Source organism: Microcoleus sp. FACHB-831, from assembly GCF_014695585.1.
GTDB lineage: Bacteria > Cyanobacteriota > Cyanobacteriia > Cyanobacteriales > FACHB-T130 > FACHB-831.
In genome coordinates this window covers 36,578-55,234 of sequence record NZ_JACJON010000022.1, presented here as the reverse complement: position 1 = coordinate 55,234, position 18,657 = coordinate 36,578, and the positions used below count along the sequence as shown (strand labels likewise).

The following is an 18,657-nucleotide window of genomic DNA, read 5'->3' as shown; positions in this document are numbered from 1 at the left end:
CGGACAGCAATGTCTTTCCGTTTTGTCGAGTGGCTGAACCACAATCGGGACGTATTCATCGCGAATATCGCAGCTTTGGGCTTTGTTTGGGCTTGAAATCTGTTTAAGTCCCGCTAGGAGAGGGTGGGTTTGGCATCACTTATCTAGCCAGAGACAAACGGTGCAACTGGGTTGTTATAAAAACGCTCAAACCTCACTTGCTTAGCAACTCAAGCATTAACCAGTTTCACGACAAAAATAAGCACGATTTTCGAGATGAAGCCCTACGCCTAGCCTTATGCAGGCATCCTCATATCGTCCAGATCGAAAACGCCTTCTACGAGGGAAATTTGCCTTGCATTGCAATGGAGTATGTTGACGGCGAAGACCTCTGGCAGCGCGTCACCGGACGGGGTATCCTGTCGGAAGCAGAAGCATTGCTGTATATTCGGCAGATTGGCGGTGCGCTAACCTTAATTCACGATAAAGGTTTGCTGCATCGCGATGTAAAGCCACAAAACATTATGGTGCGTGCTGGCAAACCGGAAGCAGTTTTAATTGATTTTGGCGTTGCGCGGCAATTTATCCCTAATGTTACGCAAAGCTGGACGCAAGCTTTAACTCCTGGTTTTGCACCCATCGAACAGTATGCATTCCAAGCAAGATCGGGAGAGTTTACCGATGTCTATGCGCTAGCAGCAACGCTGTACTATTTGCTTACTGGACAACTGCCAACTTCTGCCCCTGCAAGAGCTGCTAGCATTCGGTTAGATTCGCCCAAACAATTCAATGTAAATATCAGTGATATTGTCAATCAAGCTATTATTAAGGGCATGGAGTTTAAGGCAGAAAACCGCCCTCAGTCAGTGCAAGATTGGCTAGCAATGCTTGGTGCTAATCAGAGTGTTGTTTATAGTACTAAACACCAAGTATCAAGCATCACTCAAATATCAGTAATTTCTAACCAGATTCCAACGGCTATAACTCCGCCTCCGGCAATTAATAGACGGACTTCAGCCAGGGGGATAGATTACCGCAATTTACAGGCTTTTTTAGCATTAGGAAAGTGGCAAGAAGCAGATCGTGAAACGGCGGCTTTGATGCTTAAAATTTGCGATCGCGAAAATGAAGGCTGGCTCAGAATAGAAGATATTAAAAACTTTCCTTCAAAAGACCTCAGTATCATCGACCAGCTTTGGATTAAACATAGCAAGGAGCGATTCGGCTTTAGTATGCAAAAAGAAATCTGGGAGAGTATTGGCGGACAGGTTGAGGCAAATTATGAAACTTTATGCAAATGGGGCGATCGCGTTGGTTGGCGGATAAATCGCTCTTGGATTCCTTACGAGCGGTTTATATTTGACGAGTGTAGCGCTCCTTTAGGTCATCTCCCTAGCGGATATGTCTTTTCTGAGGTTGGTTGGTGGGTAGGATTATTAAATCTTTTCTATCGCCTTGAGTAGAAAAAAATTCTCCGGAAACTTACTTCACTATAGTGGATATAATATCTGGCTATTATCTAGCTTTTTCCAGTTCCATACAAAAGCAGGACACTTATGGCACAGTTTGAAGTTATAGAGAAAGAAGGTTTACGTCTGGTTAAGGTAACTTTAAGAAATGAAATGGTACGCACCGAATCCGGCGCAATGTACTATATGCTAGGTAATATTTTAATGGAATCTAAAGCACCTTCAGCCGGAGGATTTTTTAAAGCTCTGGCAACGGGAGAAAATATATTTCGTCCAACTTATACTGGTACTGGTGAGTTATATTTAGAGCCATCCTTATCTGGTTATCACATACTCGATTTGAATGGTGAGGAGTGGATTTTAGATAGTGGCGCTTATTGGGCTTCGGATGGTTCTGTGGAAGTTGGCGTCGAGCGCAATAAGATGATAACTGGGTTAGTAGGCGGCGAAGGTTTGTTTCAAACCAATGTCCAAGGAAGCGGTAAAGTTGTTATGGTGGCGCAAGGGCCTGTCGAAGTAGTTCGTTTGGAAAACGATAGGTTAGTGGTGGATGGAAGCTTTGCGATCGCGCGTACTAAATCTTTGAATTATCGCGTTGAAAAAGCTACTAAGTCTCTGCTTGGTACTATGACTTCAGGTGAGTTTTTAGTTAGTAGTTTTGAGGGCACTGGTACTGTTTTACTTGCTCCTTTCCCTTATTGGCAAGTTATGATGCTGCGTCAAATTGTTGCTGCTATTCCCACAAGATCAACTTAAAATTTCCTTCTAGCTCTATTTCATTTTTCTCTCCCTGCTTTCGATTTTAAGGAGGATGAACCGCGTCAGCGAAGCGAAGCGCGTCAGCGCGTTAGACGCAAAGGACGCGAAGAAAAGAAAGGAGAGAGGCGAGAAAGGGGAGAGGAGAAAACAGAAGCTAGATAAAGAAGGAAATAACTCTGTTGTAATTCCTAATAGTTTATGAATAATTTAGGTAGAAGTAAACAAGAATAAAATGCCTTTTTCTCTTTCTCATAATATCAAGGCAGAGGCGATTTGTTCAGCTATCAAGCTCTATTTACCATTTGCCATCGAAATAGTTTGCACAAAATCAAACAATAAATGAGCCATTTTTAATTTGCTGCAAGGCTGAATTTCTATGTGGCGTCCTTGGTTGTCTAGAAATACGGCTCGATTGTTATCGCTGCCAAAACCGCTGTCTGCTTGATCGATAGGGTTTGCAGCGATCGCATCCAATTTCTTCTTATATAATTTATCCAGCGCTGGAGTTACAATATCGCCAGTTTGTGCAGCAAAACCAATTATTTTTTGATGCGGCTGTTTGAGGCTAGCTAACTCTGCCACAATATCCGGTACTGGTGCTAGAGGTAAGGACGTAGGTAGCGATCGCTTTGGTAATTTCTCTGCACTATAATCTGCTGGTTTCACATCTGCTACCGCCGCCGACATCACAATTAAATCTGCATCTGGCAAACACTCGCGCATTGCATGGTGCATTTGTTCGGCGCTGACAACAGGGATAGTTTTAATTATTCCTCCCGCCAAAGATGGGACAGAAGCGGTTAAAGTACCATGCACTAAAGTAACAACTGCGCCTCGATGCATTGCTGCTAAAGCCAAAGCCAAGCCCATTTTACCCGTCGAGGGATTGCCAATAAAACGCACGGGATCTAGATACTCTTGCGTTCCCCCAGCGCTAATTAATACTCGCTTTCCTGCTAAATCTCGCTTACCATTTGTATGCAATAGCGATGTAATTTGGGGCAAAATTTCAGAGGGTTCTGCCATACGTCCAGCACCAATGCGATCGCACGCTAAAATCCCCGCTCCTGGGCCAGCACTGTGGTAGCGTTTATCTATCAGCAACTCTCGCCAATTGCGTTGCACTGTTAACTGCTCCCACATATCAGTATTCATTGCGGGTGCTAACAAAATTGGGCAAGTAGAAGCTAATACGGTATTAGTTAACAAATTATCAGCTAAACCATAAGCTAACTTACCAAGTGTATTAGCTGTTAAAGGAGCAATAACAAACACATCTGCCCATTCTCCCAGTTCGATATGCAGCGGACGTTTGTGAACTGGTTGCCAAAAATTTTCATCGGTGTAGGCAGGATGACGAGATAGAGTTGCTACAGTCAGGGGCGTGATAAATTGCTGGGCGGAATCGGTGAGAATCGCGCGAACTTCTACACCAGATTTAGCAAGAGTTGAGATAATTTCACAAACTTTATAGGCGGCGATACCGCCGCCTATGCCAATTAAAACCCTGCCCGGTTTTAGATTTAAGGAAGATTCCATGTGGGATTTTGAATGTTCCGATGGGAGATTTTGAAATTAAGATTGGGGATTGTAAAGACACAATACGCTACATCTTTACATCTATCATCCAAAACACCGTCGAAAAGATGGTCAACCCCAATCTAAAATCTAAAATCGTCAGGCTTCATCGTAGGCTTGAATGTCAAGCAGGTGGATAAAGGGTTCAATTAATTCTGGACGCTGAAACGCGATCGCTCGTAGCAAATGCCAATCCTGCAATCCCTCAAAAGGACTGGCGTAATCATCTAGTTCCAGACGTGCAGCCAGCTGTTCTACCTCAGCGGCGGTCAGCTTAGAAATATCCCCGCTAAAAGTGCTTAAAGTCGTCATAGATTGCGCCTCCCTCGATTGGCATCTCCATTAAGCGTACCCAACTTATCACTAAATGTGGCTAAACGGAAATTATAATTATGATATATTGCTCTATCAAATAAATTAATGTTGGCTAAAATATTATCTAACTTGCAACTTGCTCCAGCATTTCTAGGTACTGCTTTAGTTATCTCTGCTTCTGCATTTGTGCTGCCAGCAAGGGCGATCGCCCCCTTTACAGAACCTCAAGCCGAGACAGGACAAGTAGCAGGAGCGATCGCCACTAAGGCAAAAGACTCAATTGCTCAAGTTAATGATGTTTCCCAGTTCAGGGACGTGCGTCCGTCTGACTGGGCGTTTCAAGCAGTGCGAGATCTTGTTGAACGCTACGCCTGTGTATCGGGTTATCCCGATGGCACGTTTCGAGGCGATCGCCCCCTAACGCGGTATGAATTTGCTGCTGGTGCAAACGCTTGTTTCAAGCAGATAAACTTAATGCGCCCTGCAAATGCAAACGCTGCAACAAGAGCAGATGTAGACAACCTCACTGAGCAAATGCAGCAGTTAAAGAAAGACCTAGACCAGTTAGGAACGCGAGTCGATAAACTGGATAATCGCTAGCAAATATGCGAGGCGCGGACATACATTAACTCAGTGAGTGGGGGAACATCCCATACAGGATGTCCCCCAAGGGTAGACGCTGCTATAAAAACAGCATTTTGTCACTTATAGGGATAGAGCTGGTTGGTACGAGGGTGGAAACAGTCCTACTTCTTAACATTGGATGTAACTTCTAGGACAAAATTTTGCACCACTTGTAACTCCTCTGGGAGAACATAATGCCCCATATTAAATTCTTGATACCGCACAGATACTCCCAAGGCGGTTAAAGCCTCGCGTGCTTTCTGGGCGGAACTAAGCGGCACTATAGTATCTTGCGTACCATGTGCAATTAACACGGGTGGATAACCGCGATCGCTCCTTTGAGATACGGGGTGCAAATAGCCGCTGAGAACTACTAACCCGCCTAGCGGCAAATTAAGTCCTACATCCAGCGTCATTGCTCCGCCTTGTGAAAAGCCACACAAAACCGTGCGCGAAAGGGGTATTCCGGTAGCGCTTTCGAGTGAGGTGAGCCATTCAGTAAGCAATTGGCGGCTTTGTGCTAGCTGTTGGGGAGCATCTTGCGATCGCCCCAAGTCGTACCACATCCTACCCGTTGAGGTATAGGGATGAGAAAAAGGGGCATTAGCAAACATCAACTGATAATCGGACAAGTTCAAACCGGGGGCTAAAGATGCCAATTCTTGAGCGTTCCCGCCGAACCCATGCAAAACTGCTAGCAACCCAGCAGTCGGTTTACCGCTTACAGGTGGAACTGAAATAACCGATAAAGACAACGCGACTCCTAAAAAATGCAACTTACAACTCAGCGAAATTCGCGAAGCTGCTATCTTTTAGGATAATGTGGCGATCGCGGTCGAAGCCAATCCACCCCTGCTGTTGAAATTTACTCAAAAGTCTTGTAATTGTCACCCGCGTCGTACAAATCGCATTGGCTAAATTCTGATGCGTCATGCGAACGCTCAACCTCGTTCCTTCAGCCCCAGGTTGACCAATTTCCTGTTTTAACAGCACCAGCAGTTTGTGTAAGCGATCTTCAACCCGACGCTGCCCCACTATAGCTAAAAGCGCTTCTGTCTGCCGCATCCGTCGTCCTAGTTGTGGTACAAGAATCTGAGCCAGACGCGGTGAAGCTTCTATCTCGCTCAGAGAAAACCACTTGACGTACACATCTGTTAACGTCCTTGCCTGATATGTTTGCAAGTTAGTTAGCCAAAGCCCAAAAAACGTCGAACTTCCGGCCCAACCAAGCAACACATCTTCACCATTGTCGTTAATCGTACTCAGTTGCACCAAACCCTGGTATACCTGCCAAAAACCTTGAGGAACCAAGGGAATATTTTCTCCTCTGCCATAAAAGTGCAGGCGTCGTGCTTCAATGGGGTCGAACTGGGTTATTTCTAACGGGGCTTTGGTTAGTGGAAGCATACGGGGGTTTCCAGTTATGAAAAACTGGCTGAGGATAGCAGACCACCCGTACTCTAAGCTTTCAAGGTAAAGAGTTGGTAATGTTTTGATTAGCCTATGACTAAATTTTTATCGTTGTCCTTAGTCGTTCTAGGCGGCTCGCCACTTGGTTTTATCAAAGCCAGATGCACCCTTTGTCGTGCTTTTGCATGTAAATATTTCTCTTGGAAAGGACGCCACTCTTGCCAAGCATCGTAGCTAGTTTGCGCCAACTGCTGCGCCAGCGTCGGCAAATAATTTTGAATATCTGACTTAAAAACATCCGCCATAAATTCTGCCAATATGGCGCAGTCTTGAATTTTGCCCAAAATACTTTGGATTTCTGTAATATCTTCCAAAGAATCTGCATAATTGGAGCCGTAAAATTCAGTAAATAGCTCCATTTGGTAGCGCACCCGCTTCGCTTCTTTACGCAAGCTGTGAAGCATTAGCCCTTGCTCGGCTAATAATTCTCCTAGCTCGCCCAGAGTTAAAGTGTTAGTAAAAGAAATTTCTCCGTTTTTAGCTGATACACCGACTAGCCAACCTGGATGTAAAAACAGTTTGCTTACCGCAGGCAGGAGTAATTCTGGCAGTACGTCGTTAATAGGCAGACTGGCTAATTTAGTAAACGTTGGCTTCTTCAACCACTTTTCAAATGCATCTTTAACTTCTTCGTAGTCTTCTTGGGACTTGTTAGACTTTATAGCTTCAATTGCGTGTTTGCGCTCTTTGGCTAGATGATCCAAAACTTTTGCCAAAGATTTTTGTTCTGCTTGGGGTAGCGTTGGTTGATAATGAGTTTTTATGGCTTCCTTGAGAACATCTAAATCGCGCAGTTGCCCTAGCAGGCGAGCTATTTTGGCAATTTTTTTCTCGCTAGCGTCTTTGGGTAAGTCCAGCGCTGGTGCAAAACCTGTCACCGCTGAACGCAAGCGACGCATCCCCACGCGCATCTGGTGTACTGCTTCTGGATCTCGGTCTTTGATAACGTCGGCTTCCTGCTTGATGATTTTATCTAGGTGTTTTTCAATGGCTAGATAAGCCCAGTCTCCCAGGGTATTGCCTTTAGCCTGTTGTGATTTTTTCATAGTATATTTTCTTTTTACAATGCAATCTTTCAGTATAAATTACTAACCCAGGTATAAATATCGTACTTACGAAATATAAATCTTGCCAGTTTTATTCATTAGCTGTTGCGTATGGTCAATTGACAAAAAGGCAGGTTTAATGCATTTAATAATGTTGTCGTTTGCACTACAGTTCTGGCAAATAATTATGGTGTATTACTACTGATGGGTGACGCCGATCGCGATCGCTGTATATTACCCTAACACTATTAATATGTGGATGAGGTCATTCGCAGCATGGTAGAAGCGATTGTGGTTTTTGGTTTAAGTCTAATGCCACCTCTGATTTCAGTGTGGGTTATGCGTAAGGCAGAGGTAAAAGCGCGAGAATCTCTGCAAGCAGCGCGAACTGCGACGGCTGTCCGTTCGCTACAAACAAGCGATACGCTTTTCGACCGGAATTATGTTGAAGGGGTTGGTTATTTAGTTGGCGACATTACTTGCGAGTATAACGCCCGCTCTGCTTATCTGCGTTGCGCTATTAATCCTTTCGGGCCGTGTCAGGAGTGTCCTTATTATCAAGTGAAGGAATCTTTGAATATTGATTTGTAGCTGTTCGTTGGGATAAAAAATTTAATCCTAATAAAATGGCGGTAATAGTTCCACAAACGCTAATTTCTCCTAAAGCTATTTTTTTGACAACATCTTGTAGGGGGATTAAAACCACTTCAATATCTTCTGTAATATCTAACTCTTGTTCGCTGGAGAGATGAACATTTTCTGCAAGGAATAAATGGATTTTATTTGTATCTTTTACTGGGTTGTCGTATAAGATAGCTAAGGAAATTATGTTATCGGCAATATATCCAGTTTCTTCTTGCAATTCCCTAGCAGCCGCAGCTAAACCGCTTTCCTCATAGGGATTAAATCCTCCGGCTGGCAATTCTAGTAAAATTTCACCAACGCCGTGACGGTACTGGCGCACAAACACAATTTCTTTTTGGGAGGTAACTGGTAAGATAAGAGCAATATCCGGCCTGATAATTACAAAAAAATCATCTATTATTTCGCCTTGAGGCAATTCAATTTCATCTCGCCTGACTTTACACCAGCGGTGGTCAAGAACCATATGCGATCGCAAGGTTTTCCATTTCTTCAAGTTTTTCATAATTTTCTTCCCTAATTACCAATAAATTGGAAAGGCTAAACAGGCTTCGTGAATTATAACCATACAATACAGAAACTATGAGGGTTGGCGTTGAAACCTTTAGGGTAAACAAGCGGTTTGCTTTAACTATCAGTCGCGGGACTACAGCGCAAACAACGAACGTTTGGGTGCGGGTGGAGTCGGATGGGATTGAGGGTTGGGGGGAAGCCTCACCATTCTCGATAGGCGATCGCCGACAAAATACTGAAACAATATTGCAAGCATTGCAGGAAATAGCACCAGCACTCGAAGCCTTCAGCCCGTTTGAGAGGGGACAGATAGAAGAGGTTTTGATAGCAAGCGGACTACCCTCGTCAGCGCGTGCGGGATTAGATGTGGCGTTGCACGACTGGCTGGGGAAGCGCGTAGGTTTGCCATTGTGGAAGTTGTGGGGATTAAACCGCAACTCCATACCACCGACTTCAGTAACAATAGGCATCAGTTCTCCAGAAGCGGCAAAAGCTAGAGTGCGCGACTGGCGAACTGTAACGGGGGCAGGCTTTTTGAAGGTAAAGTTAGGCAGCCCGGAGGGGATTGAAGCAGATCGGGCGATGTTGATGGCGGTGCGCGAAGAAGCGCCAGCAGCAATACTGAGTGTAGATGCCAATGGTGGTTGGAGCCTGGATGATGCGTTGAAGATGTCTGTTTGGCTGGGAGATTTGGGTGTTAAGTATTTGGAACAGCCCTTGGCGCGGGGAGAAGAGGAAAAGTTGCCAGAACTGCACAAGCGATCGCCCATCCCCATTTTTTTAGATGAAAGCTGCTTTACAAGTAAGGATATACCTTTACTTGCAGACCGCATACATGGCGTTAATATCAAACTAATGAAATCGGGGGGATTAACTGAGGCTATTCGTATGGTAAATATAGCCAAAGCTTGCGGTTTGCAGGTGATGTTTGGTTGCTATTCTGACAGTACTTTGGCAAATACTGCGGCTGCTCAACTTTCTCCACTCGCTAATTATATAGATTTGGATAGTCAGCTAAACTTAATTGACGATCCTTTTAAAGGTGCAGTTGTGAGAGATGGGCGTTTGTTGCCAAATGATTTACCAGGATTAGGCGTAACTCAGTAGTTCGGTATCTGCCCACCCTACAAAATCTATTACCATATTTTCTTTTATGCTTACAGCTAAAAATCGAGTAGCAATTTTATTGCATGAAGGAATTCGCGGCCCTAACGGCAAAACTGGGCTATCTATTTTACGCTACGGTGAAGCTCCAGTTGTGGCAGTAATTGACCGAGAATGTGTTGGTGAGTCTTTGCAGGATGTGACTGGTATTCCTCGAAACGCGCCAATAGTTGCATCCGTTGAAGAAGCGTTAAGTTATGCACCCGATGTGCTAATTATTGGCATTGCACCGTCGGGAGGAGTGTTACCTAATGAGTGGTTTCAAGAAATAAAGGGCGCGATCGCATCTGGTTTATCAATAGTAAATGGTTTGCACACTCGGCTGGGTAAAGATCCAGATTTACAAGCATTACTTAAAGATGGGCAGTGGATTTGGGATGTTCGTCAAGAACCAGAGAATTTGGGTATTGCTGCTGCAAGGGCTAGGAATTTGAAGTGTCGGCGCGTTTTAACAGTAGGAACTGATATGAGCGTCGGCAAAATGTCAACAAGTTTAGAACTTAATAAAGTAGCTCAGAAACGGGGTTTGCGCTCAAAATTTTTGGCAACTGGACAAGCTGGCATGATGATTGTTGGGGATGGAATAGCTTTAGATGCAGTTAGGGTGGATTTTGCCGCGGGTGCTGTGGAAAAGATGGTGATGGAATACGGAGAAAATTACGACATCTTGTTTATTGAGGGGCAAGGTTCGTTTTTACATCCAGGCTCAACAGCAACGCTGCCATTAATGCGCGGTTCGCAGCCAACGCATTTAATATTAGTACATCGAGCCGGACAAGTTCATGTTAAGAATAATCCCCACGTACTGATTCCGCCGATTTATGAGGTGGTTAAGTTATATGAGACTGTAGCGCTTGCTGGGGGTGCGTTTGCGCCTGTTAAGGTAGCAGCGATCGCTCTCAATACCCATCACCTCGACGCTGAATCTGCACAATCAGCTATTGAACAGATAAAAGCAGAAACAGGGCTACCTTGTACCGATCCTGTGAGGTTTGGTGCTGATATCTTGTTAGATGCAGCGATTAATTAGTAAAAGCAAGTCTTTCAGCGATAATAGTTGCTGTTGTGAAATTGCTTAAGCTGCAAATATAAGGGCGCGAGGAGAAGCGGATGTCCGAAGTTGAACTATTATCTGATGTGGGTGCAAACTACAGTACCTTGCGCGATTTTCTAGCAGCTGGCAAGTGGAAAGAAGCTGATGATGAAACGCGCGAAATAATGCTCAAGATTGCCAATCGAGAAAGTATTGGCTGGTTAAATGAGGATTCTCTCTACCATTTACCTTGCACTGACTTACACACGATTGACCAGCTTTGGCTAACATCCTCCAACAAGTGCTTTGGCTTTAGCGTGCAAAATTCGATTTATAAAGAAGCCGAACGAGACTGGGAAAAAATGGGCGATCGCGTTGGATGGCGCGTAGGAGGAAAATGGTTGAGTATATCATCGCTAAATTATGATATCAAGGCTCCCACAGGCCACCTTCCTGGTTGTGGTGTCTGGGTTGCATCTCTAGTTTGGGGGTTGTGGTCGCGCAGTGCGGACAATTTTTATAGGCGCTTGGATATTTGTAATCTTTAATATCTAAAGCTTTCTATATGTGGGATAAGTAAACTCAAAACTTTTCTAAAGTCGCCAGTAAAAAACAAGCTTTGAAAAAAGCGATCGCGCTCTACTAGCAATGTAAAGTCAGCAACAGATTAAATCGAGAATAAAACAACCTGTTGCTGACATGATTAAGAGCAATTCGCAGCCAAAAAGCCTTGATTAATCAAAGAATTGCTGACCAATATTGGCGATATTTTTGTTGGGAATAGGCGGAACAAAATAATAGCCGCCCCCAAGAGTTACGGTAGCTAAAAATTGTCCCGTAGTTATTACGCCATGCTCCGAGGGCCCGCCTAAACCTTCTAGCCCCGTACACTGTGTTAGCTTGTCTTCCGCTTCTTTTAGCGCAGCAGCAAAAGCGTGAGGACAGCTTAAGCCAAGGATCTTACGCGCCTCAACGTTATCTGCGATCGCCTCCAACTCCGCTACGCTAAAGCGCCCGTGCTGATGGCGAAAGTCTTTTTCTGCCTCGCTGAACGGTCGGAAAAATGGCACTGGAAAATCGGGATTGTTAAACCAATTTTTCTTAATAAACTCAAACTTGTCGGTAATATCGCGTTGGAAGCAGACGAACAATAATCCCGACCGAGTTTTGTTGTCCATATCGCTTTCCATAAAAGGATAGCCGCGACGGAAGATTAGATGCGCCTCAATCTTTAAATCATTTGAGTTCGTGATATTATCCTCTTCGCGCGGGTTAGCCTTGCGGACGTGCGACCAAGCAGGGCATTTAAGGGGGATTTCGCCGAACTTCGGCTTGCCATTTAAATCGCTGTTTTCATGGTCAAAGAATCGCGTCTCTGGATTCTCCTGCGCTTGAAACAAAGGCTTCCATTTTTTCAGGGCGGCTTTGCGGGTCTCGGCGTCGGGCGATCGCAAATCTTCCCCTAGTTTGTTATCTTCTTCTTCCGACAGCGTACCCAGCAACAACCCCGTACCCTTGCTGCGTCCTACCCATTCCTCCTGTTCTTTCACGCTCAAAGACCGCCACTGATCTAAGTCGTGTACGATTTTTTGGAAGACCATGTAAGTGCCGTCTACTAAATCTGGGTTGCCTTCGTCCTCTTGCGTCGTCCAAACAATATCATCGAAAAGTTGGCTGAGGCGGCGCGGGTTGGATACCCCATCATTGAAACCTTGCAAGTTGCGCCCATCTACGCGCTGAAACCCAGCGTTAACATCAACAATTATCGCCCAGCCTCGGATAGCCGATACGATGTCTGTTGCTTCGGGGTTATTTTCTTCGCTTGTTACCACTGGTTGTACCGCATTTTCTAGCACCCAACGGTTAATAAAATCGTTGGTAGAACCAAGCTGAATAATTAGATCGGTTTGGCTGAGACTGTAGGGCGCAATGTCGCCAAGTCCCGTGTGATCGGGCATTTCCTTGAGACGCTTCGGGCGCTTGTCTTCTGGGATGGAAAGGTGGTTGAAGAAGCCAATACCAAAACCGATAGTGGCTGAAAAATGATATTTTGACAGCGAAGTAAGTTCTAGATTGCCTTCTTCATTAAGAATCTCGATTTTCTTCTTGCCCTTATCGAGTCTTGCAAACAGATCGCAGAGTTTAGTCAGACCTTTTTTTACGGTTTCTTTATCGTTTTCTGCGGCGCTTGCAATATCTAGGCGAACGATTAACAAGTGTTTTTGGATTCCAGCAGAAGGGAAGCCGATACCTGCTTGTTTGCGCTTTTCTTTAATTAACTGTTTTTCTTTGCGATCGCGGTCATCTTTCTCGATGCTGCAATTAAGATTTTTGTTTTCTGATGTGTTGCTCGACATGATGCGTTTAAGCCTCGGAACTAATTAAATCTCATTACTGTTTGATTGCCCTGGATCGGGATAACTCGCGGTTCATTGTCGATAGTTTGTGAACCGCGAATACTACCTTTAGTTAGAGTTCTTTGATGCGGATATTGCGGAACTGAACTCGACCTGTGTGATATTGCAAGCCAATATGTCCTTTTAGCGATCGCGCTTCTGGGCCAGAGTATTCGCTCACCAGTTCTCCATTGAGTTTGACGCTGATAGAATTTCCTTTCGCTTCAATCTCATAGGTGTTCCACAATCCCAACCGCTTAGAAGCCCATTTCCGCGCTGGTGCTAACTCGTAAATCGCTCCCGTTTTATGAAATGCACTTCCATAGGGAAGGGGATTCCCTTTTTGAAATTCAGTAAAATTAAACCCTGTTTCATCAATTTGAACTTCATAGCACTGCTTGTATGCAGCGTTTATTTCTGCGTCCGAAGGGTTATCCTCTAGACTTGGAAAGCGTAGAAAAACGCCTGAGTTAGCATCGTTCTCGAACATCTGCCAGTCAAGCTTGAGAATAAAATCGCTATACTCTTGCACCGTGTACAGCACGCCAATTCGCGCAAAAGTAAATGATTCCAAAATTGTTCCGAATAGAACTTGAAATCCTCCCCCGCCAGTTGTTTTCCAGTTAGAAAAGTCACCCGTAAATAGGGGAGTAAAACCAGGCTCGGTGGGGAATACTTGCCCTTCTACTAAATTGCGCTCTACAATCTGCGAAGCCACTTTGCGAGACAGCACCAAACCAGTCAAAACCGGATTAGCAGAACCCACAGTTGGGAATAATGCTTGGTCTGTGCAAAAGGCATTACCAACATGATGGAATTGACCATTTACATCAGTTACGGACTTTGCTGGTTCTCCCATCCATAACGTGCCAGACTCGTGAAATGTGCTTCCTAAACCGTCTCGTACGCCTTCCGGTTTAAAAGTTGCTGCTGGCGGTGGATCGCTATACCAAGCCTCAACTCCATTCTTTTTGTAGAAATACTCGATATTATCGGGATTCCCATCTGCCAATTTCAACCCTAAGTCAAGGGTGGCTTTGTCCATTGCATCCCAAAGCTTTAAATCAACATCAGTTTCCTTCAGATAAATAAAGGCTCTGGGATTGCCAAATTGATCTTTATCAAAGGGACTTAGATCCATCCAACTGGTGTCCGATGAACGTATGGCTTTATCTTTAAATCCCTGCATTTCGCCGATTCCCCGGATGGTAATAGCGATCCATTCAGCATCTTCTTGAGCTAGAATTGCGTCTAGCAAATCGAGATCGGGAATCATGCGGAAATAGAGCGCGTCCGAGTTTCCGTCGCGGTTGGCTGCGACGGTCAGTTGTAGGTGAAAACGGCCTTCATCTATTGAACCGCGAACGTGCAAAGCTGCTGTTTGCAATTTATTAGATAATGCAGGTGCTAAGGCTGAACGCTTGATCCGCATGGTTGTATTGCTGCGGCTGTGAACCATACAGTTCCTTCCCAAAAGTTCTTCGGCTGAGTTAACTGTTGTTGGGAAAGAGGCTAAAGCTAGGCGCGTTGATTCAACGGAACCTAGCGCTAAAACAACAGAACAATTGGGATTAACGTCTATAGATTCCTTTTTTCCATTTACTGAAAGCTCGATTTTGTTTACAAATCCTTTGTTAGTTTCGAGCTTAAGGGCACGGGCTTTGGGTACTAATAGAAGCCGCCGTGCGCCATCGTTGCCCTTGCTATTATCGGCATCTTCACGAAGGGCATCAATTAATAGTGGAAGGCTGCTAAATTTGTCAAAGCTGAATAAGCCAGAGGCGGGAGATTGCCCTTGTACTGCAATGGGAGGTTCTTGCCATTCATCCAGATTTTTTACCATTGGTAAGGCGGCGTCTACGGCGTCTTTTATTGCCTCATGTAGTTCGCCTTGGATAAATTCTGTGCCTGGATCTACGCCTGTTTCTTCTTCGAGAAGATTATAGTTTTCGTGCAAATATTGGCGTATTTCAGCAGGCCATAAATCTAAATCTTCTCTGGTCAAACGCGGCGACCATCCGCCCCAAAATACTGATTTCCCACCGACGCAATAGCTATGTGACGAGAAACCCACGTTACTTTTCCAAGGCTGATCGGCTACGATATCTTGGATGCCGAACCCTATTCGCGATAGGTTTTGGATGTGTTCTGAGATCAAGAATGGCCCTGCTTCTAGGACTAAAACGCGCAGTGGTTTGCCAGCGATCGCGCTCAATCTATAAATCTTTTCGGCACAGTATGCACCATACATCCCCGAACCAATTACTATGGCATCAAATTGAGGATTGCTGAGTGCTTCTTCAAAAGTGTTGCATACAAATCGGGCAACAGCATCAATAGCAAAGGTAGTACTTTGTACGTCTACCTTGTTCTTCTCGTGAGGTTGCAGTTCTGGTAAGTTTGCAGGCATGAAAAATTAGTCGTATTTAAATACGATGATTGCTGTACAAAAATTACAGATATGCATAATGCATACCCTCAACAGCAGATGCTTCCCAAGTTAAAATTTCTTTTCTCGGCGAACTGTGAAGCCTTATTTCACACAACGCTCCGAGAGAGTGCGATCGCTTTAAATTGTTCTCAGCAGATACGCAGAAAAAATTTGTGTTCTAGACATGCTTTTTTGAACAAAAGCAGTTTCTAGTCCACCTTCTTCTAAATTTATTTTCCGCAATCTGCTTAATTACCTACGGGCTGAAATTTGGTTTTCCGGATTATTTCGTAAGTAATTTGGAACAATTTACCGCATTTCTACGTTAGCTATATTGGCCAACTTGTGTTGCAAGACAAAACATATCCAACGTAGTCAATGCCGTTAGGCGTTGTCAAGAGGATAATTAATGATTGACAAAAGTTAATCATTAATTAAGAATAATACTGGGTAATATTAATGAATAAATTATAAAAGAAAAGTTAAGGAAAAATAAAAAAGTAATTATAAATACAAATACGAACAAGACAAAATAATGCATTAAAAAAGCGCGATCGCGATCGCGTGTTCCAGAGTTAGAGAAAATAGCAGCTTTGAGCGATCGCAGGAAAAACACAAAGGCCAGTTGCGTTTTGCTAGCCGACTTGGGATGGGGACAGAGTTTCTTATCGAAATTCCTGTTAAGCAACAGCCATAGCGTTAGTAGTCCGGTAAGACCCTCAGCCATGCTAAGATGCCATCCAACACGCCTCGCGATCTCAACTTTTTAAAAGTTTCGCGAGGATAAAAAAAAGTTTGCATAAATTAGAAAAAAACTTATAGATGCCGCCAGCTGCCATGAAACGATTCTGGAACTTCCTGCTAATCGCCCTCTGCTTTCTGTCGCCAATTTCTGCATCAATTACTCTGGCGCAAGCAAAATCAGCCCCGCCAACGGTAGAAAAACCAGCCCCTCCCAAGACCCCCCAACCTTCAACAAAGCCAACTCCAGAAGCAACCAGCACGGAGGAAGGTAAACCAGAGGAAAAAAATAAAGAACCGGAGCCAACTCCCGAAGAAATTGCACGCAAGCAGAAGCTAATTGAAGCGGATAAACTTTATCTCGGCGGTCAATCGGCAGCCGCCCAAAAGCTATACCGCGAAGCAAAACCGCCCTTTAAAAAAGCCACAGATCTTACTGAGAGAAAAGAGGCAATTACCGACGCTGAAAAGCTATCGCCAGCAGGTCAAGTTTACTGGCGCGAGGCTAAAGCTGGTATGGAACAAAAGCTGGAAACTAAAATTTTTGTACCGCTACAGTTTTTAGTGGAGCAATATCCCGAATTTATCCCCGGACAGTTACTTTACGCTCAAGCACTTAAAGACTATAACAAGCCAGAAGAAGCTTTAAAAGTTTTGGAACGGGCAACCGCTGTTTATCCAGACCAACCGGATTTACTCACGGCTAAGATTAACGGGTTTGTAGATAATAAAAAGTGGCTGGAAGCTTCTTTGTCGGCACGTCAATTTGCTTTGTTAAACCCAAAACATCCGGCGGCGCCAGAGTTTGAAACTTTGGCGGACAAGCATTTAAAACGCTACCAACAACATTTGCGGGCACAGTTAAGAGGTAATGCGATCGCTAATGTAATTACTGGTGCTTTGGGGTACGTTATTACGGGCAATCTTCTCGGCCCGATATCGGCTGCTGAATCGACCTATTTGCTACTGCGCGGGGAATCAGCGGTCGGTCAGTCAGTTACAAAGCAGGTAAAACGAGAAATACCACTTTTAGAAGATGAAGAGGTGCTTAAATATGTCCGCGAAGTGGGAAATAAACTGGCAACTGTAGCTGGAAGAAATGATTTCCAATATGAGTTTTATGTTATTAACGATGACAAACTCAATGCTTTCGCTCTACCCGGCGGGAAAGTATTTGTTAATGCAGGAGCGATCGCTAAAACTAACTCTGAAGCTGAGTTGGCTGGTTTATTAGCTCATGAACTATCCCACGCTGTCTTATCTCATGGATTTCAGTTAGTTACTGAGGGTAATTTGACTGCTAGCGCCACACAATTTTTACCCTATGGAGGGACGCTTGCTAATTTAATAGTCCTCAACTACAGCCGGGATATGGAACGTCAGGCGGATGTTCTGGGTACTCGGATTTTAGCTTCTAGCGGCTATGCCGCTGATGGGTTGCACAATTTGATGATAACTCTGAATAAAGAAGACCGCGATCGCCCTGTTTTTAGTTGGCTTTCCACTCACCCTGTCACAGATGAACGTATTAGTTCTCTGGAAAATTTAGTTTCTACCAACGCATATAATAGGTATGCTTATGAGGGAGTAGCACGGCACTCGGAAATGCAAGCAAAAGTGAAAAACTTGCTAGCAGCTGAGAAGAAAAAGCCTAGAAATCGCAGGCGCAATAGAAATTAACAACTTTCATGGTTCTTAGCTTGTTGTTTCTTGCTATGAGCCATGAACAATTAACACGCAACCGAAAAATTACCCATGCAACGAATATTAGAACCTGAAGTCATGGACAGCGCGGAAGAAGCTGTCGAATACGATGCGATGGACTTCACTGAAGTAAACACAGCTTTTGCCAAACGCGCTATTGAGTTAGCTTCAACATCTGCAATTGTGTTGGATGCTGGAACGGGAACCGCTCGCATTCCTATATTAATTTGTCAGCAGCGTCCTCAATGGCATATTACTGGCATCGATATGGCAAAGTCTATGCTTGAAATCGGCAGAAAAAATGTTGATAATGCTGGTTTGCAACAACAAATTAAATTGGAATTAGCCGATGCTAAGGGCTTGCCTTATCGAGATGAGCAATTTGATATGGTTATCTCTAATAGCCTTATCCACCATCTGCCAGAACCGTTGCCATTTTTGCAAGAAATTAAACGAGTGATGAACCGTGATGGCGCAATTCTGCTCCGGGATTTAATTCGACCGGAGAGTGCGGAAATTATCAACAATTTGGTTGAGAGTATCGGGGAAGAATACGACGAACACCAAAAAAATTTATTTCGAGATTCGCTATATGCTGCCTTTACGTTGGATGAAGTTAAAGCATTAATTCAACAAGCTGGATTGCCGGATGTTAACGTCTATCAATCGAGCGATCGCCATTGGACGGCAGAGAAATATTGCAGTATTAAATTATCTCTTTCTTCTCCTTCCAACGAGCTTTAAAAAAGTCAGCAGTTTACTTAAATTTAGCTTGACTAATTGCTGTATTCAT

General features: G+C 44.2%; 18 protein-coding genes and 1 pseudogene. 10 read left to right on the top strand and 9 right to left on the bottom strand.

Going from position 1 to position 18,657, the window contains the following annotated elements; genetic code table 11:
* Window positions 1-125 precede the first annotated feature (125 nt).
* The 3 genes and pseudogenes from H6F77_RS27750 to H6F77_RS03045 all read left to right on the top strand — a co-directional run.
* A pseudogene (locus tag H6F77_RS27750) lies at window positions 126-830 on the top strand (serine/threonine protein kinase); the annotation flags it as partial.
* Complete coding sequence (locus tag H6F77_RS27745) at window positions 813-1,442, top strand: GUN4 domain-containing protein (protein ID WP_309228790.1); 630 nt, start codon at window positions 813-815, stop codon at window positions 1,440-1,442. The pseudogene H6F77_RS27750 and the gene H6F77_RS27745, both read left to right, overlap by 18 nt.
* 93 nt (window positions 1,443-1,535) lie before the next feature.
* On the top strand, window positions 1,536-2,204 hold the full coding sequence (locus H6F77_RS03045; protein ID WP_190485237.1) for an AIM24 family protein: 669 nt from the start codon (window positions 1,536-1,538) through the stop codon (window positions 2,202-2,204).
* A gap of 294 nt (window positions 2,205-2,498) precedes the next feature.
* Here the strand turns inward: H6F77_RS03045 and coaBC are convergent, their stop codons facing one another.
* Both coaBC and isiD read right to left on the bottom strand, forming a co-directional pair.
* Window positions 2,499-3,746, bottom strand: coding sequence for a bifunctional phosphopantothenoylcysteine decarboxylase/phosphopantothenate--cysteine ligase CoaBC (coaBC, locus tag H6F77_RS03040; protein WP_190485236.1), 1,248 nt, complete (start codon window positions 3,744-3,746; stop codon window positions 2,499-2,501).
* A 138-nt stretch (window positions 3,747-3,884) separates the two neighbouring features.
* Window positions 3,885-4,097: a protein IsiD gene (gene isiD / locus H6F77_RS03035; RefSeq protein WP_190485235.1), complete on the bottom strand. Its 213-nt coding sequence runs from the start codon at window positions 4,095-4,097 to the stop codon at window positions 3,885-3,887.
* Between the two features lie 108 nt (window positions 4,098-4,205).
* On the opposite strand from isiD, the gene H6F77_RS03030 reads away from it, so the two are divergent.
* Window positions 4,206-4,700, top strand: coding sequence for an iron uptake porin (locus H6F77_RS03030; RefSeq protein WP_190485234.1), 495 nt, complete (start codon window positions 4,206-4,208; stop codon window positions 4,698-4,700).
* Window positions 4,701-4,846: 146 nt separating this feature from the next.
* Here H6F77_RS03030 and H6F77_RS03025 read toward each other — a convergent pair whose 3' ends face one another.
* The 3 genes from H6F77_RS03025 to H6F77_RS03015 form a co-directional block, all read right to left on the bottom strand.
* Window positions 4,847-5,479, bottom strand: a complete 633-nt coding sequence (locus H6F77_RS03025; RefSeq protein ID WP_190485233.1) for an alpha/beta hydrolase — start codon at window positions 5,477-5,479, stop codon at window positions 4,847-4,849.
* A 22-nt stretch (window positions 5,480-5,501) separates the two neighbouring features.
* On the bottom strand, window positions 5,502-6,131 hold the full coding sequence (locus tag H6F77_RS03020; RefSeq protein ID WP_190485232.1) for a Crp/Fnr family transcriptional regulator: 630 nt from the start codon (window positions 6,129-6,131) through the stop codon (window positions 5,502-5,504).
* Window positions 6,132-6,220: 89 nt separating this feature from the next.
* Window positions 6,221-7,240, bottom strand: coding sequence for a CHAD domain-containing protein (locus H6F77_RS03015; protein ID WP_190485230.1), 1,020 nt, complete (start codon window positions 7,238-7,240; stop codon window positions 6,221-6,223).
* Between the two features lie 255 nt (window positions 7,241-7,495).
* Here H6F77_RS03015 and H6F77_RS03010 point away from each other — a divergent pair, with 255 nt between their 5' ends.
* A complete protein-coding gene (locus tag H6F77_RS03010) occupies window positions 7,496-7,831 on the top strand; it encodes a DUF6464 family protein (protein WP_309228789.1) in 336 nt (111 codons plus the stop codon).
* Here H6F77_RS03010 and H6F77_RS03005 read toward each other — a convergent pair.
* A complete protein-coding gene (locus tag H6F77_RS03005; RefSeq protein ID WP_190485228.1) occupies window positions 7,761-8,387 on the bottom strand; it encodes an NUDIX hydrolase in 627 nt (208 codons plus the stop codon). The genes H6F77_RS03010 and H6F77_RS03005 overlap by 71 nt on opposite strands.
* Window positions 8,388-8,464: 77 nt before the next feature.
* On the opposite strand from H6F77_RS03005, the gene H6F77_RS03000 reads away from it, so the two are divergent.
* From H6F77_RS03000 to H6F77_RS02990, 3 genes are all read left to right on the top strand, one after another.
* Window positions 8,465-9,502 carry a dipeptide epimerase gene (locus tag H6F77_RS03000; protein ID WP_190485226.1) on the top strand — a complete coding sequence of 346 codons (1,038 nt, stop codon included), beginning with the start codon at window positions 8,465-8,467 and terminating at the stop codon, window positions 9,500-9,502.
* 46 nt (window positions 9,503-9,548) lie between these two features.
* On the top strand, window positions 9,549-10,589 hold the full coding sequence (locus H6F77_RS02995) for an N-acetyltransferase DgcN family protein (protein ID WP_190485224.1): 1,041 nt from the start codon (window positions 9,549-9,551) through the stop codon (window positions 10,587-10,589).
* Window positions 10,590-10,669: 80 nt separating this feature from the next.
* The gene (locus H6F77_RS02990) at window positions 10,670-11,140 is read left to right on the top strand and encodes a GUN4 domain-containing protein (RefSeq protein ID WP_190485222.1); all 471 of its coding nucleotides are present in this window, start codon (window positions 10,670-10,672) and stop codon (window positions 11,138-11,140) included.
* Between the two features lie 186 nt (window positions 11,141-11,326).
* Here the strand turns inward: H6F77_RS02990 and H6F77_RS02985 are convergent, their stop codons facing one another.
* From H6F77_RS02985 to H6F77_RS02975, 3 genes are all read right to left on the bottom strand, one after another.
* Window positions 11,327-12,949, bottom strand: coding sequence for a Dyp-type peroxidase (locus H6F77_RS02985; RefSeq protein ID WP_190485220.1), 1,623 nt, complete (start codon window positions 12,947-12,949; stop codon window positions 11,327-11,329).
* Between the two features lie 112 nt (window positions 12,950-13,061).
* Window positions 13,062-15,398 carry a 3-keto-alpha-glucoside-1,2-lyase-like domain-containing protein gene (locus H6F77_RS02980; RefSeq protein ID WP_190485218.1) on the bottom strand — a complete coding sequence of 779 codons (2,337 nt, stop codon included), beginning with the start codon at window positions 15,396-15,398 and terminating at the stop codon, window positions 13,062-13,064.
* Between the two features lie 451 nt (window positions 15,399-15,849).
* Window positions 15,850-16,146 (bottom strand): hypothetical protein, encoded by a 297-nt coding sequence (locus H6F77_RS02975; protein ID WP_190485216.1) that lies wholly within the window; start codon window positions 16,144-16,146, stop codon window positions 15,850-15,852.
* A gap of 110 nt (window positions 16,147-16,256) precedes the next feature.
* Between H6F77_RS02975 and H6F77_RS02970 the strand changes: the two genes are divergently transcribed.
* Window positions 16,257-17,840, top strand: coding sequence for a M48 family metalloprotease (locus H6F77_RS02970; protein ID WP_190485214.1), 1,584 nt, complete (start codon window positions 16,257-16,259; stop codon window positions 17,838-17,840).
* 75 nt (window positions 17,841-17,915) lie between these two features.
* Window positions 17,916-18,608: a class I SAM-dependent methyltransferase gene (locus H6F77_RS02965; protein WP_190485212.1), complete on the top strand. Its 693-nt coding sequence runs from the start codon at window positions 17,916-17,918 to the stop codon at window positions 18,606-18,608.
* Window positions 18,609-18,657 lie beyond the last annotated feature (49 nt).